13 protein-coding genes are annotated in these 12,884 nt (G+C 62.7%); 10 read left to right on the forward strand and 3 right to left on the reverse strand.

Annotation, left to right across the window (positions count from 1 at the left end):
• Positions 1–39: 39 nt before the first annotated feature.
• Together C7T36_RS16710 and C7T36_RS16715 are read right to left on the reverse strand one after the other, a co-directional pair.
• A complete protein-coding gene (locus C7T36_RS16710) occupies positions 40–501 on the reverse strand; it encodes a glucose PTS transporter subunit IIA (RefSeq protein ID WP_045071373.1) in 462 nt (153 codons plus the stop codon).
• Positions 498–728: a glucose PTS transporter subunit EIIB gene (locus C7T36_RS16715; protein WP_045071371.1), complete on the reverse strand. Its 231-nt coding sequence runs from the start codon at positions 726–728 to the stop codon at positions 498–500. Before C7T36_RS16715 ends, C7T36_RS16710 begins: the two co-directional genes overlap by 4 nt.
• Positions 729–1,023: 295 nt before the next feature.
• Here C7T36_RS16715 and C7T36_RS16720 point away from each other — a divergent pair, with 295 nt between their 5' ends.
• From C7T36_RS16720 to C7T36_RS16765, 10 genes are read left to right on the forward strand one after another with little or no spacing between them, the layout of a single operon-like run.
• Positions 1,024–2,367 carry a PTS transporter subunit EIIC gene (locus C7T36_RS16720; RefSeq protein WP_033236061.1) on the forward strand — a complete coding sequence of 448 codons (1,344 nt, stop codon included), beginning with the start codon at positions 1,024–1,026 and terminating at the stop codon, positions 2,365–2,367.
• Positions 2,368–2,370: 3 nt separating this feature from the next.
• A complete protein-coding gene (gene ptsP / locus C7T36_RS16725; RefSeq protein ID WP_045071368.1) occupies positions 2,371–4,053 on the forward strand; it encodes a phosphoenolpyruvate--protein phosphotransferase in 1,683 nt (560 codons plus the stop codon).
• Entirely contained in the window at positions 4,050–5,252 is a 1,203-nt protein-coding gene (locus tag C7T36_RS16730; protein WP_045071366.1) for an N-acetylglucosamine-6-phosphate deacetylase, read from the forward strand. Before ptsP ends, C7T36_RS16730 begins: the two co-directional genes overlap by 4 nt.
• Positions 5,252–6,031 (forward strand): glucosamine-6-phosphate deaminase, encoded by a 780-nt coding sequence (nagB, locus tag C7T36_RS16735; protein WP_045071364.1) that lies wholly within the window; start codon positions 5,252–5,254, stop codon positions 6,029–6,031. Before C7T36_RS16730 ends, nagB begins: the two co-directional genes overlap by 1 nt.
• A gap of 1 nt (position 6,032) precedes the next feature.
• Positions 6,033–6,767 carry a copper homeostasis protein CutC gene (locus tag C7T36_RS16740; protein WP_045071361.1) on the forward strand — a complete coding sequence of 245 codons (735 nt, stop codon included), beginning with the start codon at positions 6,033–6,035 and terminating at the stop codon, positions 6,765–6,767.
• 57 nt (positions 6,768–6,824) lie between these two features.
• Positions 6,825–8,342 carry a CoA-acylating methylmalonate-semialdehyde dehydrogenase gene (locus tag C7T36_RS16745; RefSeq protein ID WP_033236066.1) on the forward strand — a complete coding sequence of 506 codons (1,518 nt, stop codon included), beginning with the start codon at positions 6,825–6,827 and terminating at the stop codon, positions 8,340–8,342.
• A 14-nt stretch (positions 8,343–8,356) separates the two neighbouring features.
• Entirely contained in the window at positions 8,357–9,514 is a 1,158-nt protein-coding gene (locus C7T36_RS16750; RefSeq protein ID WP_033236067.1) for an isobutyryl-CoA dehydrogenase, read from the forward strand.
• Positions 9,511–10,569, forward strand: coding sequence for an enoyl-CoA hydratase/isomerase family protein (locus C7T36_RS16755; protein ID WP_045071358.1), 1,059 nt, complete (start codon positions 9,511–9,513; stop codon positions 10,567–10,569). Before C7T36_RS16750 ends, C7T36_RS16755 begins: the two co-directional genes overlap by 4 nt.
• A 23-nt stretch (positions 10,570–10,592) precedes the next feature.
• A complete protein-coding gene (gene mmsB / locus C7T36_RS16760; protein WP_033236069.1) occupies positions 10,593–11,489 on the forward strand; it encodes a 3-hydroxyisobutyrate dehydrogenase in 897 nt (298 codons plus the stop codon).
• On the forward strand, positions 11,486–12,262 hold the full coding sequence (locus C7T36_RS16765; RefSeq protein WP_045071355.1) for an enoyl-CoA hydratase: 777 nt from the start codon (positions 11,486–11,488) through the stop codon (positions 12,260–12,262). Before mmsB ends, C7T36_RS16765 begins: the two co-directional genes overlap by 4 nt.
• Positions 12,263–12,329: 67 nt before the next feature.
• Here the strand turns inward: C7T36_RS16765 and C7T36_RS16770 are convergent, their stop codons facing one another.
• Positions 12,330–12,842, reverse strand: a complete 513-nt coding sequence (locus tag C7T36_RS16770) for a MarR family winged helix-turn-helix transcriptional regulator (RefSeq protein ID WP_033236071.1) — start codon at positions 12,840–12,842, stop codon at positions 12,330–12,332.
• Positions 12,843–12,884 lie beyond the last annotated feature (42 nt).

Here is a 12,884-nt window from a genome sequence, read left to right on the forward strand (position 1 = left end):
GCGCATCCTCTTTCGAGGGTGCGCCCGCCTCGCTCGTATTCAGGCAGACCAGTCGAACAAGATGTCGCCGGTCTTCACTTCTTCTCCCACAGAAGGGGATTCGACGGTATCGGGTTTGGAGTCCATGACTACAACCGGGCAGATTGCCGAGTAGCCGGTTGTATCGATGAACGCCGGATCGAAGCTGACGACAGGGTCGCCGGCCGCGACGGTGTCGCCCTCGGATGCGATGAGCGTGAAGCCCTTGCCTTCGAGTTTGACGGTGTCGATTCCGATGTGAACCAGTACGCCCGTTGCCTTCTCGCCGAAGATGACGAATGCGTGGGGATGGAGTTTGAGGATCTTCCCGGCGATGGGTGCGACAACGGTGAGGTGGCCCTGGTCGCGGGCGGGTTCGAGGGCTACCCCTGATCCGACCATCTGCTGGGCAAAAACCGGGTCGGGAACGTCGGCAAGTGCGCACACACGGCCGGGAAGCGGAGCGAGGACGGAGACGGTCACAGGATGTCCCCGATGTCCTCGGCGAGGATGTCGGCCTCGGGTCCGACGATCACCTGGACGACGGAGCCCGCCTTGAGCACACCATGCGCGCCTGCGGCCTTGAGAGCGGCTTCGTCGACCTTGGCGCCGTCCTTGACCTCGGTGCGCAGGCGGGTGATGCACGCTTCGATTTCGACGATGTTCCCGGCGCCGCCGAGGCCCTTGATGATTGCTTCCGCTTTCGACATTGCTGCTCCTGTGTGTGGTCGTAAATGCGTCGGTTGTTGTCGCTGGTGAAGCACTCTGGCTGATAGCGGGACGCGAGTCAACACGTAACTTAAATCACATTCCGGTCTTGACATCTGCGCTTCATCAGGCAAAACTACAACTGGTTATGACCGGACAGTACCCGTTAGCGGTGCAACGCCACAACAGTTTCGGCAAAACGATTTTCCGGCTCCTCGCGGTGGGCGAGGTGTCCACTTCGCGTACCTAAACCAGCAGGCCGACCCGTTGCGGCCCAGCGAGCAGAGAAGGTCAACGATGACGCTCGACGACACTCCCAAGAAGGAATCAACGTTCTTCGCCGGCGTACAACGCCTCGGCCGAAGTTTGATGTTGCCCATTGCCGTTCTCCCGGCAGCCGGCATCCTTCTGCGACTCGGCCAGGACGACCTGCTCGGCCGGTTCAGTCCGCTCGAGAGCGCGGCCACGGTGATTTCCGCTGCCGGTCAAGCCGTGTTCACGTGGCTGCCGCTGATCTTTGCCGTCGGCATTGCGATCGGGTGGGCCAAGAAGGCAGACGGATCCACCGCCCTTGCCGCGGTGGTCGGGTACATAGTGATCGACGGTGTCTTCAAGGCCATGTCGCCGATCGTTCTCGAAGGAAAAACCGATCCCAACGGGGATCAGTCGTTGATCAATTACGGCGTACTCGCCGGCATCGTGATGGGTCTACTCTCCGCAATTCTGTGGCAGCGCTTCTATCGAACAAAACTGCCCGACTACCTCGGATTCTTCAACGGCCGACGTTTGGTTCCGATCCTGACCGCCGTTACCGGCCTGCTCGTCGGCGTCCTCATGGCGTTCTTGTACCCGCTGTTCAACTCCGGACTGAACTGGGTCGGTGAAGCAGTTGCCTCGAATACCGTTGTCGGCGGCGGCATCTACGGCGCAGCCAACCGTCTGCTCATCCCGACCGGCCTGCATCACATCCTCAACTCGGCAGTGTGGTTCCTGATCGGCGACTACCAGAACGCCAGCGGTCAGATCATCCGCGGCGACCTCAACCGGTTCTTTGCCGGTGACCCCACTGCCGGGACGTTCATGACCGGATTCTTCCCGATCATGATGTTTGCCCTGCCGGCTGCGGCGTTTGCCATCTGGCGCAATGCCAAGCCCTCTCAGAAGAAGCTTGTCGGCGGCATCATGCTCTCCACCGGCCTCACCGCCTTCCTCACCGGCATCACCGAGCCCCTCGAATACTCGTTCATGTTTGTTGCGTGGCCGCTGTACGTCATCCACGCGCTTCTGACCGGTACGTCGATGGCGTTGGTCAACGCACTGGGAATCCACGACGGATTCACCTTCTCGGCCGGCTTCTTCGACTACGTTCTGAACTTCGGCAAGGCCACCAACGCCTGGATGCTCATCCCGATCGGACTTGCGTACGCGCTCATCTACTACTTCCTCTTCAGCTTTGTCATCAAGAAGTGGAACCTGCGCACGCCAGGCCGCGAAGAAGAAGCCGAAGTTGCGGCAGGTGAGCCTGATGCTGCGCTCCTCGAAGCCGAAATGGCGCTCGCTGCCGAAGGCGACACTCGGACCGACGCACCACTCGTCGCAGAAGTGGAGAAGAAACTCGACAAGGAACTGGAAGGGCGCTGACGCATGGCAACGGCAACAATCACCGAGCGGAACCAGATCAGTGCACTCGGAGTCAGTGCCGGGGTCGTCTGCGCACCCTGGTTGAGTTTCGCAGTGCCCGAACGTACTTCGGCGCAGGATCCGATCACCGGCGAGCCGGAGTCCGAACTGGCCAGAATTCGAGCGGCGCTCGACACCGTCAGTGCGGAACTCCTGCGCCGCGCCGAATCCGTCGACGGTGTGTCCGCGGACATCCTGACCACGTCGGCGGCGATGGCACGGGATCGGGCCATCGTCGGCGCGGCGCAGAAGAACCTCGAATCAGGTCTGCCGACAGCACATTCGGTGACGGTTGCCTTCGACGGATTCTGCGCCAAGCTCGACGCGGTTGGCGGGTACATGGCCGAGCGGGCAACAGATCTGCGTGACCTCGCTCAGCGGGTGGTCGCAGTGCTGCGCGGCGAACCGATGCCAGGAATCCCCAACCCCGGTTACCCGTACATTCTGGTGGCCCGGGATCTGGCGCCCGCCGACACGGCAACGCTCGGCGACACCGACGTGGTCGGATTGCTCACCGCAGAGGGCGGGCCAACCAGTCACACCGCCATCCTCGCCAAGTCGCTCGGCATTCCGGCGGTGGTGAACTGCGCGGATACCGATCGGCTGATCCCGGGCGCTGTTCTGATCCTCGACGGTTCGAGCGGGACGGTGACGATCGATCCGAGCCCCGAGCAGTGCAGTGAGGTCGCCAGGGAAGCATCGGCCCGTGCTGCTCGCGCCGCGACTGCACGCGGTCCCGGACGTACCCGCGACGGTTTTGCCGTGCGCTTGGCGGCAAACATCGGGACCGTGGCCGATGCCGAACGTGCGGGCGCCGCCGACTGTGAGGGCGTTGGCCTGTTCCGTACCGAATTCTCGTATCTCGGTCGCCACGATGCACCCTCCGTGGCGGAGCAGACCGCAACGTACAGAGCTGTTTTCGAGCACTTTGCCGGAAGCGCCGTCGTGGTGCGGACCCTCGATTCCGGTTCCGACAAACCGTTGCCCTTTCTGGATCTCGGGGTCGAGGAGAATCCGGCGCTCGGAATTCGGGGGCTCCGCGTGGCAAATCTGTATCCGGACACTCTGGTAACCCAGCTCGACGCACTGGTTGCGGCAGCCGATGCAACCGGCGCGGATTTGCGCGTCATGGCACCGATGGTCGCGACGGCCGATGAAGCTGCGGGCTTCGCGGAACTCGCCCGATCCCGTGGGGTCGGCAAGGTGGGCGCGATGATCGAGGTTCCGGCTGCGGCCCTGCGTGCACGAGATCTCCTCGAACATCTGGATTTCCTGAGTATCGGAACCAATGACCTGAGCCAGTACACCTGTGCGGTCGACCGGATGACGGGCAGCCTCGCACACCTGCTCGACCCGTGGCAGCCGGCAGTCCTCGACCTGATCGCGATGGTCGGTCAGGCCGGAGCCGTCGCAGGCAAACCTGTTGGTGTGTGCGGGGAATCGGCGTCGGATCCGCTGTTGGCGCCGGTGTTGGTCGGTCTCGGGGTGTCGAGTCTGTCGATGTCCGTCGCAGCGATCGGGGCCGTTCGCGCGGAACTGTCGGCGCTCGATCTCGAGGTATGCCTGCAGATGGCGTCGGCGGCTCGTAATGCCCGAACGCCGGTCGACGGCAGGGCGGCGGTCGCGAGCATCAGGAATTCCTCGTGACCGAGTCACTCGTGCTGCGCGGCATCGTTGTCGGCGGTTCCTCCGGGAGCATCGACGACGGCATCGTTGTGGTCGACGGTGAGCTGATCAGCTGGGTGGGGGCGGCGAAGGACTATGCCTTAGCTGATGTTCCGGATCCCGCTGATGTTCCGGACGCAACCGACTGCGTGATACTTCCCGGGCTGATCGACGTCCACAGTCACGGCGCCGCGGGAGCGGGTTTCCCCAACACCGACGCGGCGGGCGCCCGAGTGGCCGCGTCGCATCACCGTGAGCACGGGACGACCGGTCTGTTGGCAAGTTTGGTGTCGGCGCCCCGTGCGGATCTGATGCGCCAAGCCGCGATGTTGGCCGACCTGGTTGAGGACGGCGAGATTCTGGGTATCCACCTCGAAGGGCCGTTTATCAATTGTGTTCGATGTGGTGCCCAGGATCCCGCAGCGATAGTTTCCGGGGACCCTGACCTGCTCGAAGAGGTGTGCAACGCGGCCCGCGGGCACGTGCGTTCGATGACTCTGGCACCGGAGACGGAGAATTTCGGGAAACTGCTCGACGTCATGCGTCGACGCGAAATTCTGCCCAGCTTCGGACACACCGACGCCGATGCGGCGACTACGTCGACCCGGATCGGACAGGCGGCTCGCAGCGGTCGGGTGAGCGCAACACACCTGTTCAACGGGATGCCGCCGTTGCATCACCGTTCGCCGGGTCCGGTGGCGGCGTGCCTCGCGGCCGCCGGGAGAGGAGAGATGGTGGTGGAACTGATCGCCGATGGAGTGCATCTGGCTCCGGAAACGGTGTCCATGGTGTTCGATACCGTCGGCGCAGATCAGATCACGCTCGTCAGTGATTCCATGGCTGCCGCCGGAATGGCCGACGGAAACTATCAACTCGGCGCTCTGGATGTGGTGGTGAGCGGTGGCGTCGCCAGACTTGCCACATCCGACGGTTCGGACGGGGCCATAGCCGGCGGAACGGCACGACTGCTGGATGTGCTGCGTAGCACCGTGTTCGACAGCGGAGTTGAACTCGCCGATGCCGTCACCGCTGCCACTCGTACCCCGGCAACACTGCTGGGACTGCACGATTCACATGGATCGCTGACTGCCGGCTACCGCGCCGACATCCTGGTCACCGATCGTCACCTGCGCCCGGTGCGCGTACTACACGGCGGTCGGGCCGCCGGAAAGGAAATCTGATGGAAATTGTCATCATGCCTACCCCGCTGGAGGTCGACTCGACGGCAGCAGACATCGTCGAAGGCTATGTCCGACGCGGTGCTACGACGCTTGGGCTCGCAACAGGTTCGTCGCCGATCGGGACGTACCGCGAGCTGGCGCGTCGTCACCGGGTGTCGGGACTGGACTTCTCGCAGGCTCAGGCATTCTTGCTCGACGAGTATCTTGGACTGCCGAAAAGCCATTCGCAGTCGTACTATTCGGTGATTCGCGCCGAATTCGTCGACCACGTCAATCTGGATCCGGAGCGGGTGTTCAGCCCAGACGGTGAAGCAGTAATTCCCGATGCCGAAGTGGAACGCTACGACCGTAGTATCGCCGAAGCCGGGGGAGTGGACGTCCAGTTGCTCGGAATCGGCACCGACGGACACATAGGTTTCAACGAACCCGGTTCCGCTCTGTCGTCGCGAACCCGGGTCAAGACGTTGACGGAGCAGACGCGAATCGACAACGCTCGTTTCTTCGAGCGTCCTGACGATGTTCCTCATCACGTTCTCACCCAGGGCCTCGGAACTATCAGTGATGCACGGCATTTGGTGATGATCGCGACCGGCGAAGGCAAGGCCGACGCGATTGCTGCAGCCGTCGAAGGCCCGTTGACGGCATTTTGCCCCGCATCGATCCTGCAGTGGCATCGCCACGTCACGGTGGTCATCGACGAAGCTGCTGCCGGGCGGTTGAAGCTGGCCGACTACTACCGGTACGCGCTCGAGAACAAGCCACCCTGGCAGTCGTACTGACATGAGCGCTCTCGAACTTGCCGTTCAGGATGTTCGTGGGGCGCAGATCGCACTCGCCGTGGGGGCGGCGCGTGTTGAACTCTGTGCGGCACTGGGGGCAACCGGTGGTCTCACCCCCAGCTACGGATTGATCGAAGCAGTTGTGGCAGTGGGTGTTCCGGTGCATGTCCTGATCCGGCCACGGGCTGGTGGATTTGTGTACTCTGCCGACGAGATGGTGGTGATATGCCGTGACACACGCGCCGCAGTGGCAGCAGGTGCGTCCGGGATAGTGATCGGCGCTCTGACCGAAACCTCCGCGGTCGATGTCGACGCGATGCGTTCGATCATCGACTGCATCGACCCGTCAACTGTCGAAGTCACCGCACACCGCGCCGTCGACGTGGTGCCGGACAGAAATGTGGCACTCGACATCTTGGTGGATCTCGAAGTAACCCGGGTCTTGACGTCGGGCGGTGCCCCGACCTGCGCCGAAGGGCTGGCGGAGTTGGGGACCCTGGTCGATCATGCCGCGGGGCGGATCCAGATCATGGCCGGTGGCGGCGTCCGGATTCCCGATATTGCCGCAATTGTGGCGACCGGAGTCGACGCGATCCACTTGTCCGCTCGCGCGATCGTCGAAGGTTCCGGTGGGCCGGGCGGTGGTAGCGGTGGATATGAGGTCACCGACCGGGAAATTGCGCTGTCCGCGGCTTCGGCCCTAGACATACATGGACATCCAACTATAGGATGGTAGACATACTCGGCGCTGCTTCTCGGGCAGTCCACAACGAGCAAGGAACGGGTTAGCACAATGGTTGACAATGCGGCAGTTCAAGAGTTGACGCACTTCGTCGGTGGCAAGCGGGTTCCCGGAGCTTCCGATCGATTTGCAGACGTCTTCGATCCCAACACCGGTAAGGTTCAGGCGCGCGTCCCGCTCGCAAGCAAGGCCGAAACCGAAGCCATCATCGCCAATGCAGAAGAGGCGCAGAAGGTCTGGGCTGCTTTCAACCCGCAGAAGCGCGCCCGCGTGCTCATGAAATTCCTCCAGCTCGCTCAGGCTGAGATGGATTCCCTCGCTCGCCTCCTCTCGTCCGAGCACGGCAAGACCGTCGCCGACGCCAAGGGTGACATCCAGCGTGGCCTCGAGGTCATCGAATTTGCCGTCGGTGCTCCGCACCTGCTCAAGGGCGAATTCACCGAGAGCGCAGGCACGGGTATCGACGTGTACTCGATGCGTCAGCCGCTGGGCGTCGTTGCCGGCATCACGCCCTTCAACTTCCCCGCGATGATCCCGCTGTGGAAGGCCGGCCCGGCCCTCGCCGCAGGTAACGCCTTCATTCTCAAGCCGTCCGAGCGTGACCCCTCCGTGCCGCTGCGCCTGGCCGAGCTGTTCCTCGAAGCCGGACTGCCTGCTGGCGTGTTCAACGTGGTCAACGGTGACAAGGAAGTTGTCGACGTCCTGCTCACCGACGACCGCATCAAGGCTGTCGGTTTTGTCGGCTCCACGCCGATCGCCCAGTACATCTACGAGACCGCCGCAGCTCACGGCAAGCGTGCACAGTGCTTCGGTGGCGCCAAGAACCACGCGATCGTCATGCCGGACGCCGACCTCGACGAGGTTGCCGACGCCCTGATCGGTGCCGGGTACGGTAGCGCCGGTGAGCGTTGCATGGCCATCTCCGTTGCCGTTCCCGTCGGCGAAGAGACGGCAGATGCGCTGGTTGCCAAGCTGAAGGAACGCGTCGCGAAGCTGAAGATCGGTCGCAGTGACGACGAAGGTGTGGACTTCGGTCCCCTCGTCTGCCAGGACGCCCTCGACCGCGTCAACAACTACGTGCAGATCGGCATCGACGAGGGCGCAACGGCAGTCGTCGACGGCCGCGGCTTCACCCTCGAAGGCCACGAAGGCGGATTCTTCGCCGGCGCAACCCTGTTCGACAACGTTACGTCGGATATGCGCATCTACAAGGAAGAGATCTTCGGACCCGTACTTCAGGTTGTGCGCGCTGCCGATTACGAAGAGGCACTGCGTCTTCCGACGGAACACGAGTACGGCAACGGCGTTTCCATCTTCACCCGTGACGGCGACACCGCGCGTGACTTCACGGCCCGCGTCAACGTCGGCATGGTCGGCGTCAACGTGCCGATCCCGGTCCCGATCGCGTACCACACCTTCGGTGGCTGGAAGCGCTCCGGCTTCGGTGACCTGAACCAGCACGGTCCCGACTCCTTCCGTTTCTACACCAAGACCAAGACGGTGACGCAGCGCTGGCCTTCCGGCAAGAAGGAAGAGACCAACCACTTCGTCATCCCCACGATGAACTGATCGGAACACTTTCCATGTTTACTCTGACCGATGACGAGCGGGCGATTCGTGACACTGCCCGCGACTTCGCGGCCGAGCATCTGGCACCGAATGCGGTGGAGTGGGATCAGACCAAGCATTTCCCGGTGGACGTTCTCCGCAAGGCGGCGTCCCTGGGGATGGGCGGGATCTACATTCGCGAGGATGTCGGTGGCAGTGAACTGACCCGCGTCGACGCCGCTCGGATCTTCGAGGAGCTCGCCAAGGGGGATCCGTCGATCGCCGCGTACATCTCCATCCACAACATGGTCACGTGGATGATCGACCAGTTCGGCAACGACGAACAGCGCCACAAGTGGGTACCCGGACTCTGCTCGATGGATCAGTTGGGCAGTTACTGCCTGACCGAGCCCGGTGCAGGTTCCGACGCGGCCGGCTTGAGCACCAAGGCTGTTCGCGACGGCGACGACTACATCCTCAACGGTGTCAAGCAGTTCATCTCCGGCGCAGGGACTTCCGATGTCTACGTCGTGATGGCCCGAACCGGATCTGCTGGTGCCAAGGGAATCACGGCGTTCATCGTGCCGAAGGATTCGCCTGGCCTGTCCTTCGGTGCCAACGAGATCAAGATGGGCTGGAACGCACAGCCCACTCGTCAGGTGATCATGGAGGACGTGCGCGTTCCCGCCGCCAACATGCTCGGCGAAGAAGGCAGCGGATTCCGCATCGCGATGAAGGGCCTCAACGGCGGTCGCCTCAACATCGCGGCGTGCTCGGTGGGCGGCGCACAGGCGGCGTTCGACAAAGCCGTCGGATATCTGGTGGACCGCAAGGCTTTCGGTTCGGCGTTGATCGAATCGCAGGCTCTGCAGTTCCAGCTCGCCGATATGCGGACCGACCTGGAAGCTGCGCGAACCCTGCTGTGGCGCGCTGCCGCAGCTCTCGACGAGGGCGCACCCGATGTCGTGGAACTGTGCGCGATGGCGAAGCGCTTCGCGACCGACAACGGTTTCGACGTGGCCAACCGGGCGCTACAGCTTCACGGCGGGTACGGCTATCTTGCTGAGTACGGGATCGAGAAGATCGTTCGCGATCTTCGCGTTCACCAGATCCTCGAAGGCAGCAACGAGATCATGCGTGTGGTCATCGCTCGCAGTGTGATCGCAGGGCAGGGAAAGCAGGGAGCAGCATGACCGAAGAGAACGAAGTTCTGATCGAGAAGCGCGACGGGCTGGGACTCATCACCCTCAACCGTCCCAAGGCGATCAACGCGCTCAACCACTCGATGGTGACGGCGATGGCCGCGGCACTCGAGGCCTGGAAGTCCGACGACGAGGTCAAGGCCGTTGTCCTGACCGGTGCAGGCGAACGTGGCCTGTGCGCGGGCGGCGACATCGTCTCGATCTACCACGACGCCAAGGACGGCAAGACCGGTTCGCTCGACTTCTGGCGCGACGAGTACATCCTCAACGCCGAGATCGCGAACTACCCGAAGCCGTACATTGCAATCATGGACGGCATCGTCATGGGCGGAGGTGTCGGAGTGTCCGCACACGGCGACGTCCGCATCGTGACCGAGCGTTCCATGATCGGAATGCCCGAGACCGGAATCGGATTCATCCCCGACGTCGGCGGAACGTACCTGCTCTCGCGCGCTCCCGGAGAGCTGGGAACACACATCGCGCTCACCACGGCACGCTTGAGTGCCGGCGACGCCATCGCGACAGGATTCGCGGATCACTTCATCCCGTCCGAGAACATCGAGACGTTCATCGAGGCGATCGCTTCGTCGACGGTAGAGCAGGCCGTTGCTCAATTTGCCGAGCCCGCACCGGTTTCGGAACTACTGGCACAGCAGAGTTGGATCGACGCCGCGTACTCGGCAAACAATGTCGTCGCGATTGTCGAGCGACTGCGCGCCAGTGGAATTCCCGAAGCGGAGAAGGCCGCCGAGCAGATTCTCGGTAAGTCGCCGATCGCGCTGGCCGTCACGTTGCGTTCACTTCGTCACGCCAAGGGTGCCGACAGTCTCGAAGACGTTCTGAACGAGGAGTTCCGGGTGTCGACGGCGTCACTGAGTTCGCACGATCTCGTCGAGGGCATCCGCGCACAGGTGGTCGAGAAGGACCGCAACCCGCAGTGGCTGCCCGCGACCCTCGCGGACGTCACCGAAGCCGCCGTGGACGCGTATTTTGCGCCCCTCGGCGAGCAGGAACTCGGCCTCACCCCTCAACCGCAAGGCAACTGATCACCGCCGAAGGAGCATCACTAATGAGCACCATTGGATTTATCGGACTCGGACACATGGGTGGACCGATGGCGGCCAATCTCGTCAAGGCCGGACACACGGTAGTCGGGTTCGACCTGGCGCCGGCAGCCCTCGAGCAGGCGGTCAAAGACGGTGCATCGGTAGCGGATTCGGCTGTCGATGCGGTGCGCGACGCAGACGTCGTCATCACGATGCTGCCGAGCGGTAAGCACGTTCTGGGGCTGTACGACGATCTGCTGCCCGTCGCTAAGCCGGGCACACTGTTCATCGACTGTTCGACGATCGACGTCGCCGATGCCCGCGAAGCACACGAGCGGGCAGAGGCCGCCGGACACCGTAGCGTCGACGCCCCGGTCTCCGGTGGTGTTGTCGGCGCAACCGCCGGAACCCTCGCATTCATGGTCGGCGGATCCGAAGAGGACTTCCAGGCCGCGTCTCCGTTGCTGGACGTGATGGGCCGCAAGGTCGTTCACTGCGGCGACGCCGGTGTCGGTCAGGCCGCGAAGATCTGCAACAACATGATCCTCGGTGTCTCGATGATCGCGATCAGCGAAGCATTCGTTCTGGGCGAGAAGCTCGGACTGAGCAACCAGGCGCTCTTCGACGTCGCGTCCAACGCATCGGGACAGTGCTGGGCGCTCACGTCCAACTGCCCGGTACCAGGACCGGTGCCTACCAGCCCGGCCAACAATGACTACCAGCCGGGTTTTGCGGTCGCGTTGATGGACAAGGATCTCGGTCTGGCAGCAAATGCCCTGCGTACCAATGGTGTTGACGCCGAACTCGGTCTCAAGGCTGCTGAGCTCTACAGCCAGTACCATGCCGCGGGTGCCGGTGGTCAGGACTTCTCTGCCATCATCAACGACATCCGAGACCGTTCGACCGAAGGACAGCAGTGACCGACTTCAATACCATCATTCTCGAGCGTAAGGGCCGCGTCGGCGTCATCACGCTCAACCGTCCCAAGGCGCTCAACGCACTCAACTCCGAGCTGATGAACGAGGTTGTTGCCGCGGTAACCGACCTCGAAGCGGACAACAACATCGGTGCCATTCTGATCACCGGTTCCGAGCGCGCATTTGCCGCCGGCGCCGACATCAAGGAAATGCAGTCCAAGACGTACATGGACGCGTACGTCGAGGATTTCTTCACCCCGTGGGATCGAGTTGCCGCAGCTCGCAAGCCGCTGATCGCCGCTGTCGCCGGATACGCACTCGGCGGCGGTTGCGAACTCGCGATGCTTTGCGACTTCATCATCGCAGCGGATAACGCCAAGTTCGGCCAGCCCGAGATCAAGCTCGGAGTTATCCCCGGAATCGGTGGCTCACAGCGTCTTACCCGCGCGGTAGGCAAGGCAAAGGCCATGGAAATGTGCCTCACCGGACGCAACATGGACGCCGAAGAAGCCGAGCGCGCCGGCCTGGTGTCTCGCATCGTCCCGGCGGCAGATCTGCTCGACGACGCACTGAAGACGGCAACCAAGATTGCCGAGATGTCCCTGCCGATCGCGATGATGGCCAAGGAAGCGGTCAACCGCTCCTTCGAGTCTTCCCTCGCCGAGGGCGTCCGCTTCGAGCGTCGGGTCTTCCACTCGACCTTCGCTACCGAAGATCAGAAGGAAGGCATGGCCGCATTCGTCGAGAAGCGGTCAGCTGAGTTCAAGCACCGCTGACAAGTCCCCACGATCCTGAAGGATTCTGCTCGCTCAGCGAGTGAAATCCTTCAGGATCGTTGTGGTTTCACCCCTCGAAATCGCCAGCGGTCTTCCGCAATTCAGTGAGGATTGTCACTAATTGCGTGAGCTTGTCCGGTTCCAAGCCTGGGTTCGCAAAGACCTTGGCATTCAGCAGTTCCGTAGCCTCGAGCGCCAGTGCTCGGCCGGAATCCGAAATCTCGATGAGTGTTGTACGACGATCGCTGGGGTGAGGGACACGTCGTACCAATTGCGCTTTCTCGAGGCGATCCACCGCATTCGTGACGCTGGTGGGGTGAACCTGCAAGCGTGCGCTGGCCTTCGTCATGGGCAGTGCGCCCGACCTCGTAAAGGTAAGCAGTGTCAACAACTCGTAGCGAGCGAACGTCAACCCGAGCGGTTTGAGCACTTCCTCGACTCGCGCCATCATGATCTGCTGCGCCCGCATCACCGACGTGACAGCGGCCATCCCGTCGGCAACGTCACTCCAACCGTGCTCGGTCCATTGCCGATGTGCCTCTTCGATGGGGTCGATGGGAAGCGGCGAAAGGGGAGGCATACGTTCGATCATCCCATGCCTGCCAGAGCCTGAGCGCCTTGT

The organism is Rhodococcus sp. AD45-ID, from assembly GCF_003023755.1.
In the GTDB taxonomy this organism is placed as follows: Bacteria; Actinomycetota; Actinomycetes; order Mycobacteriales; family Mycobacteriaceae; genus Rhodococcus_F; species Rhodococcus_F globerula.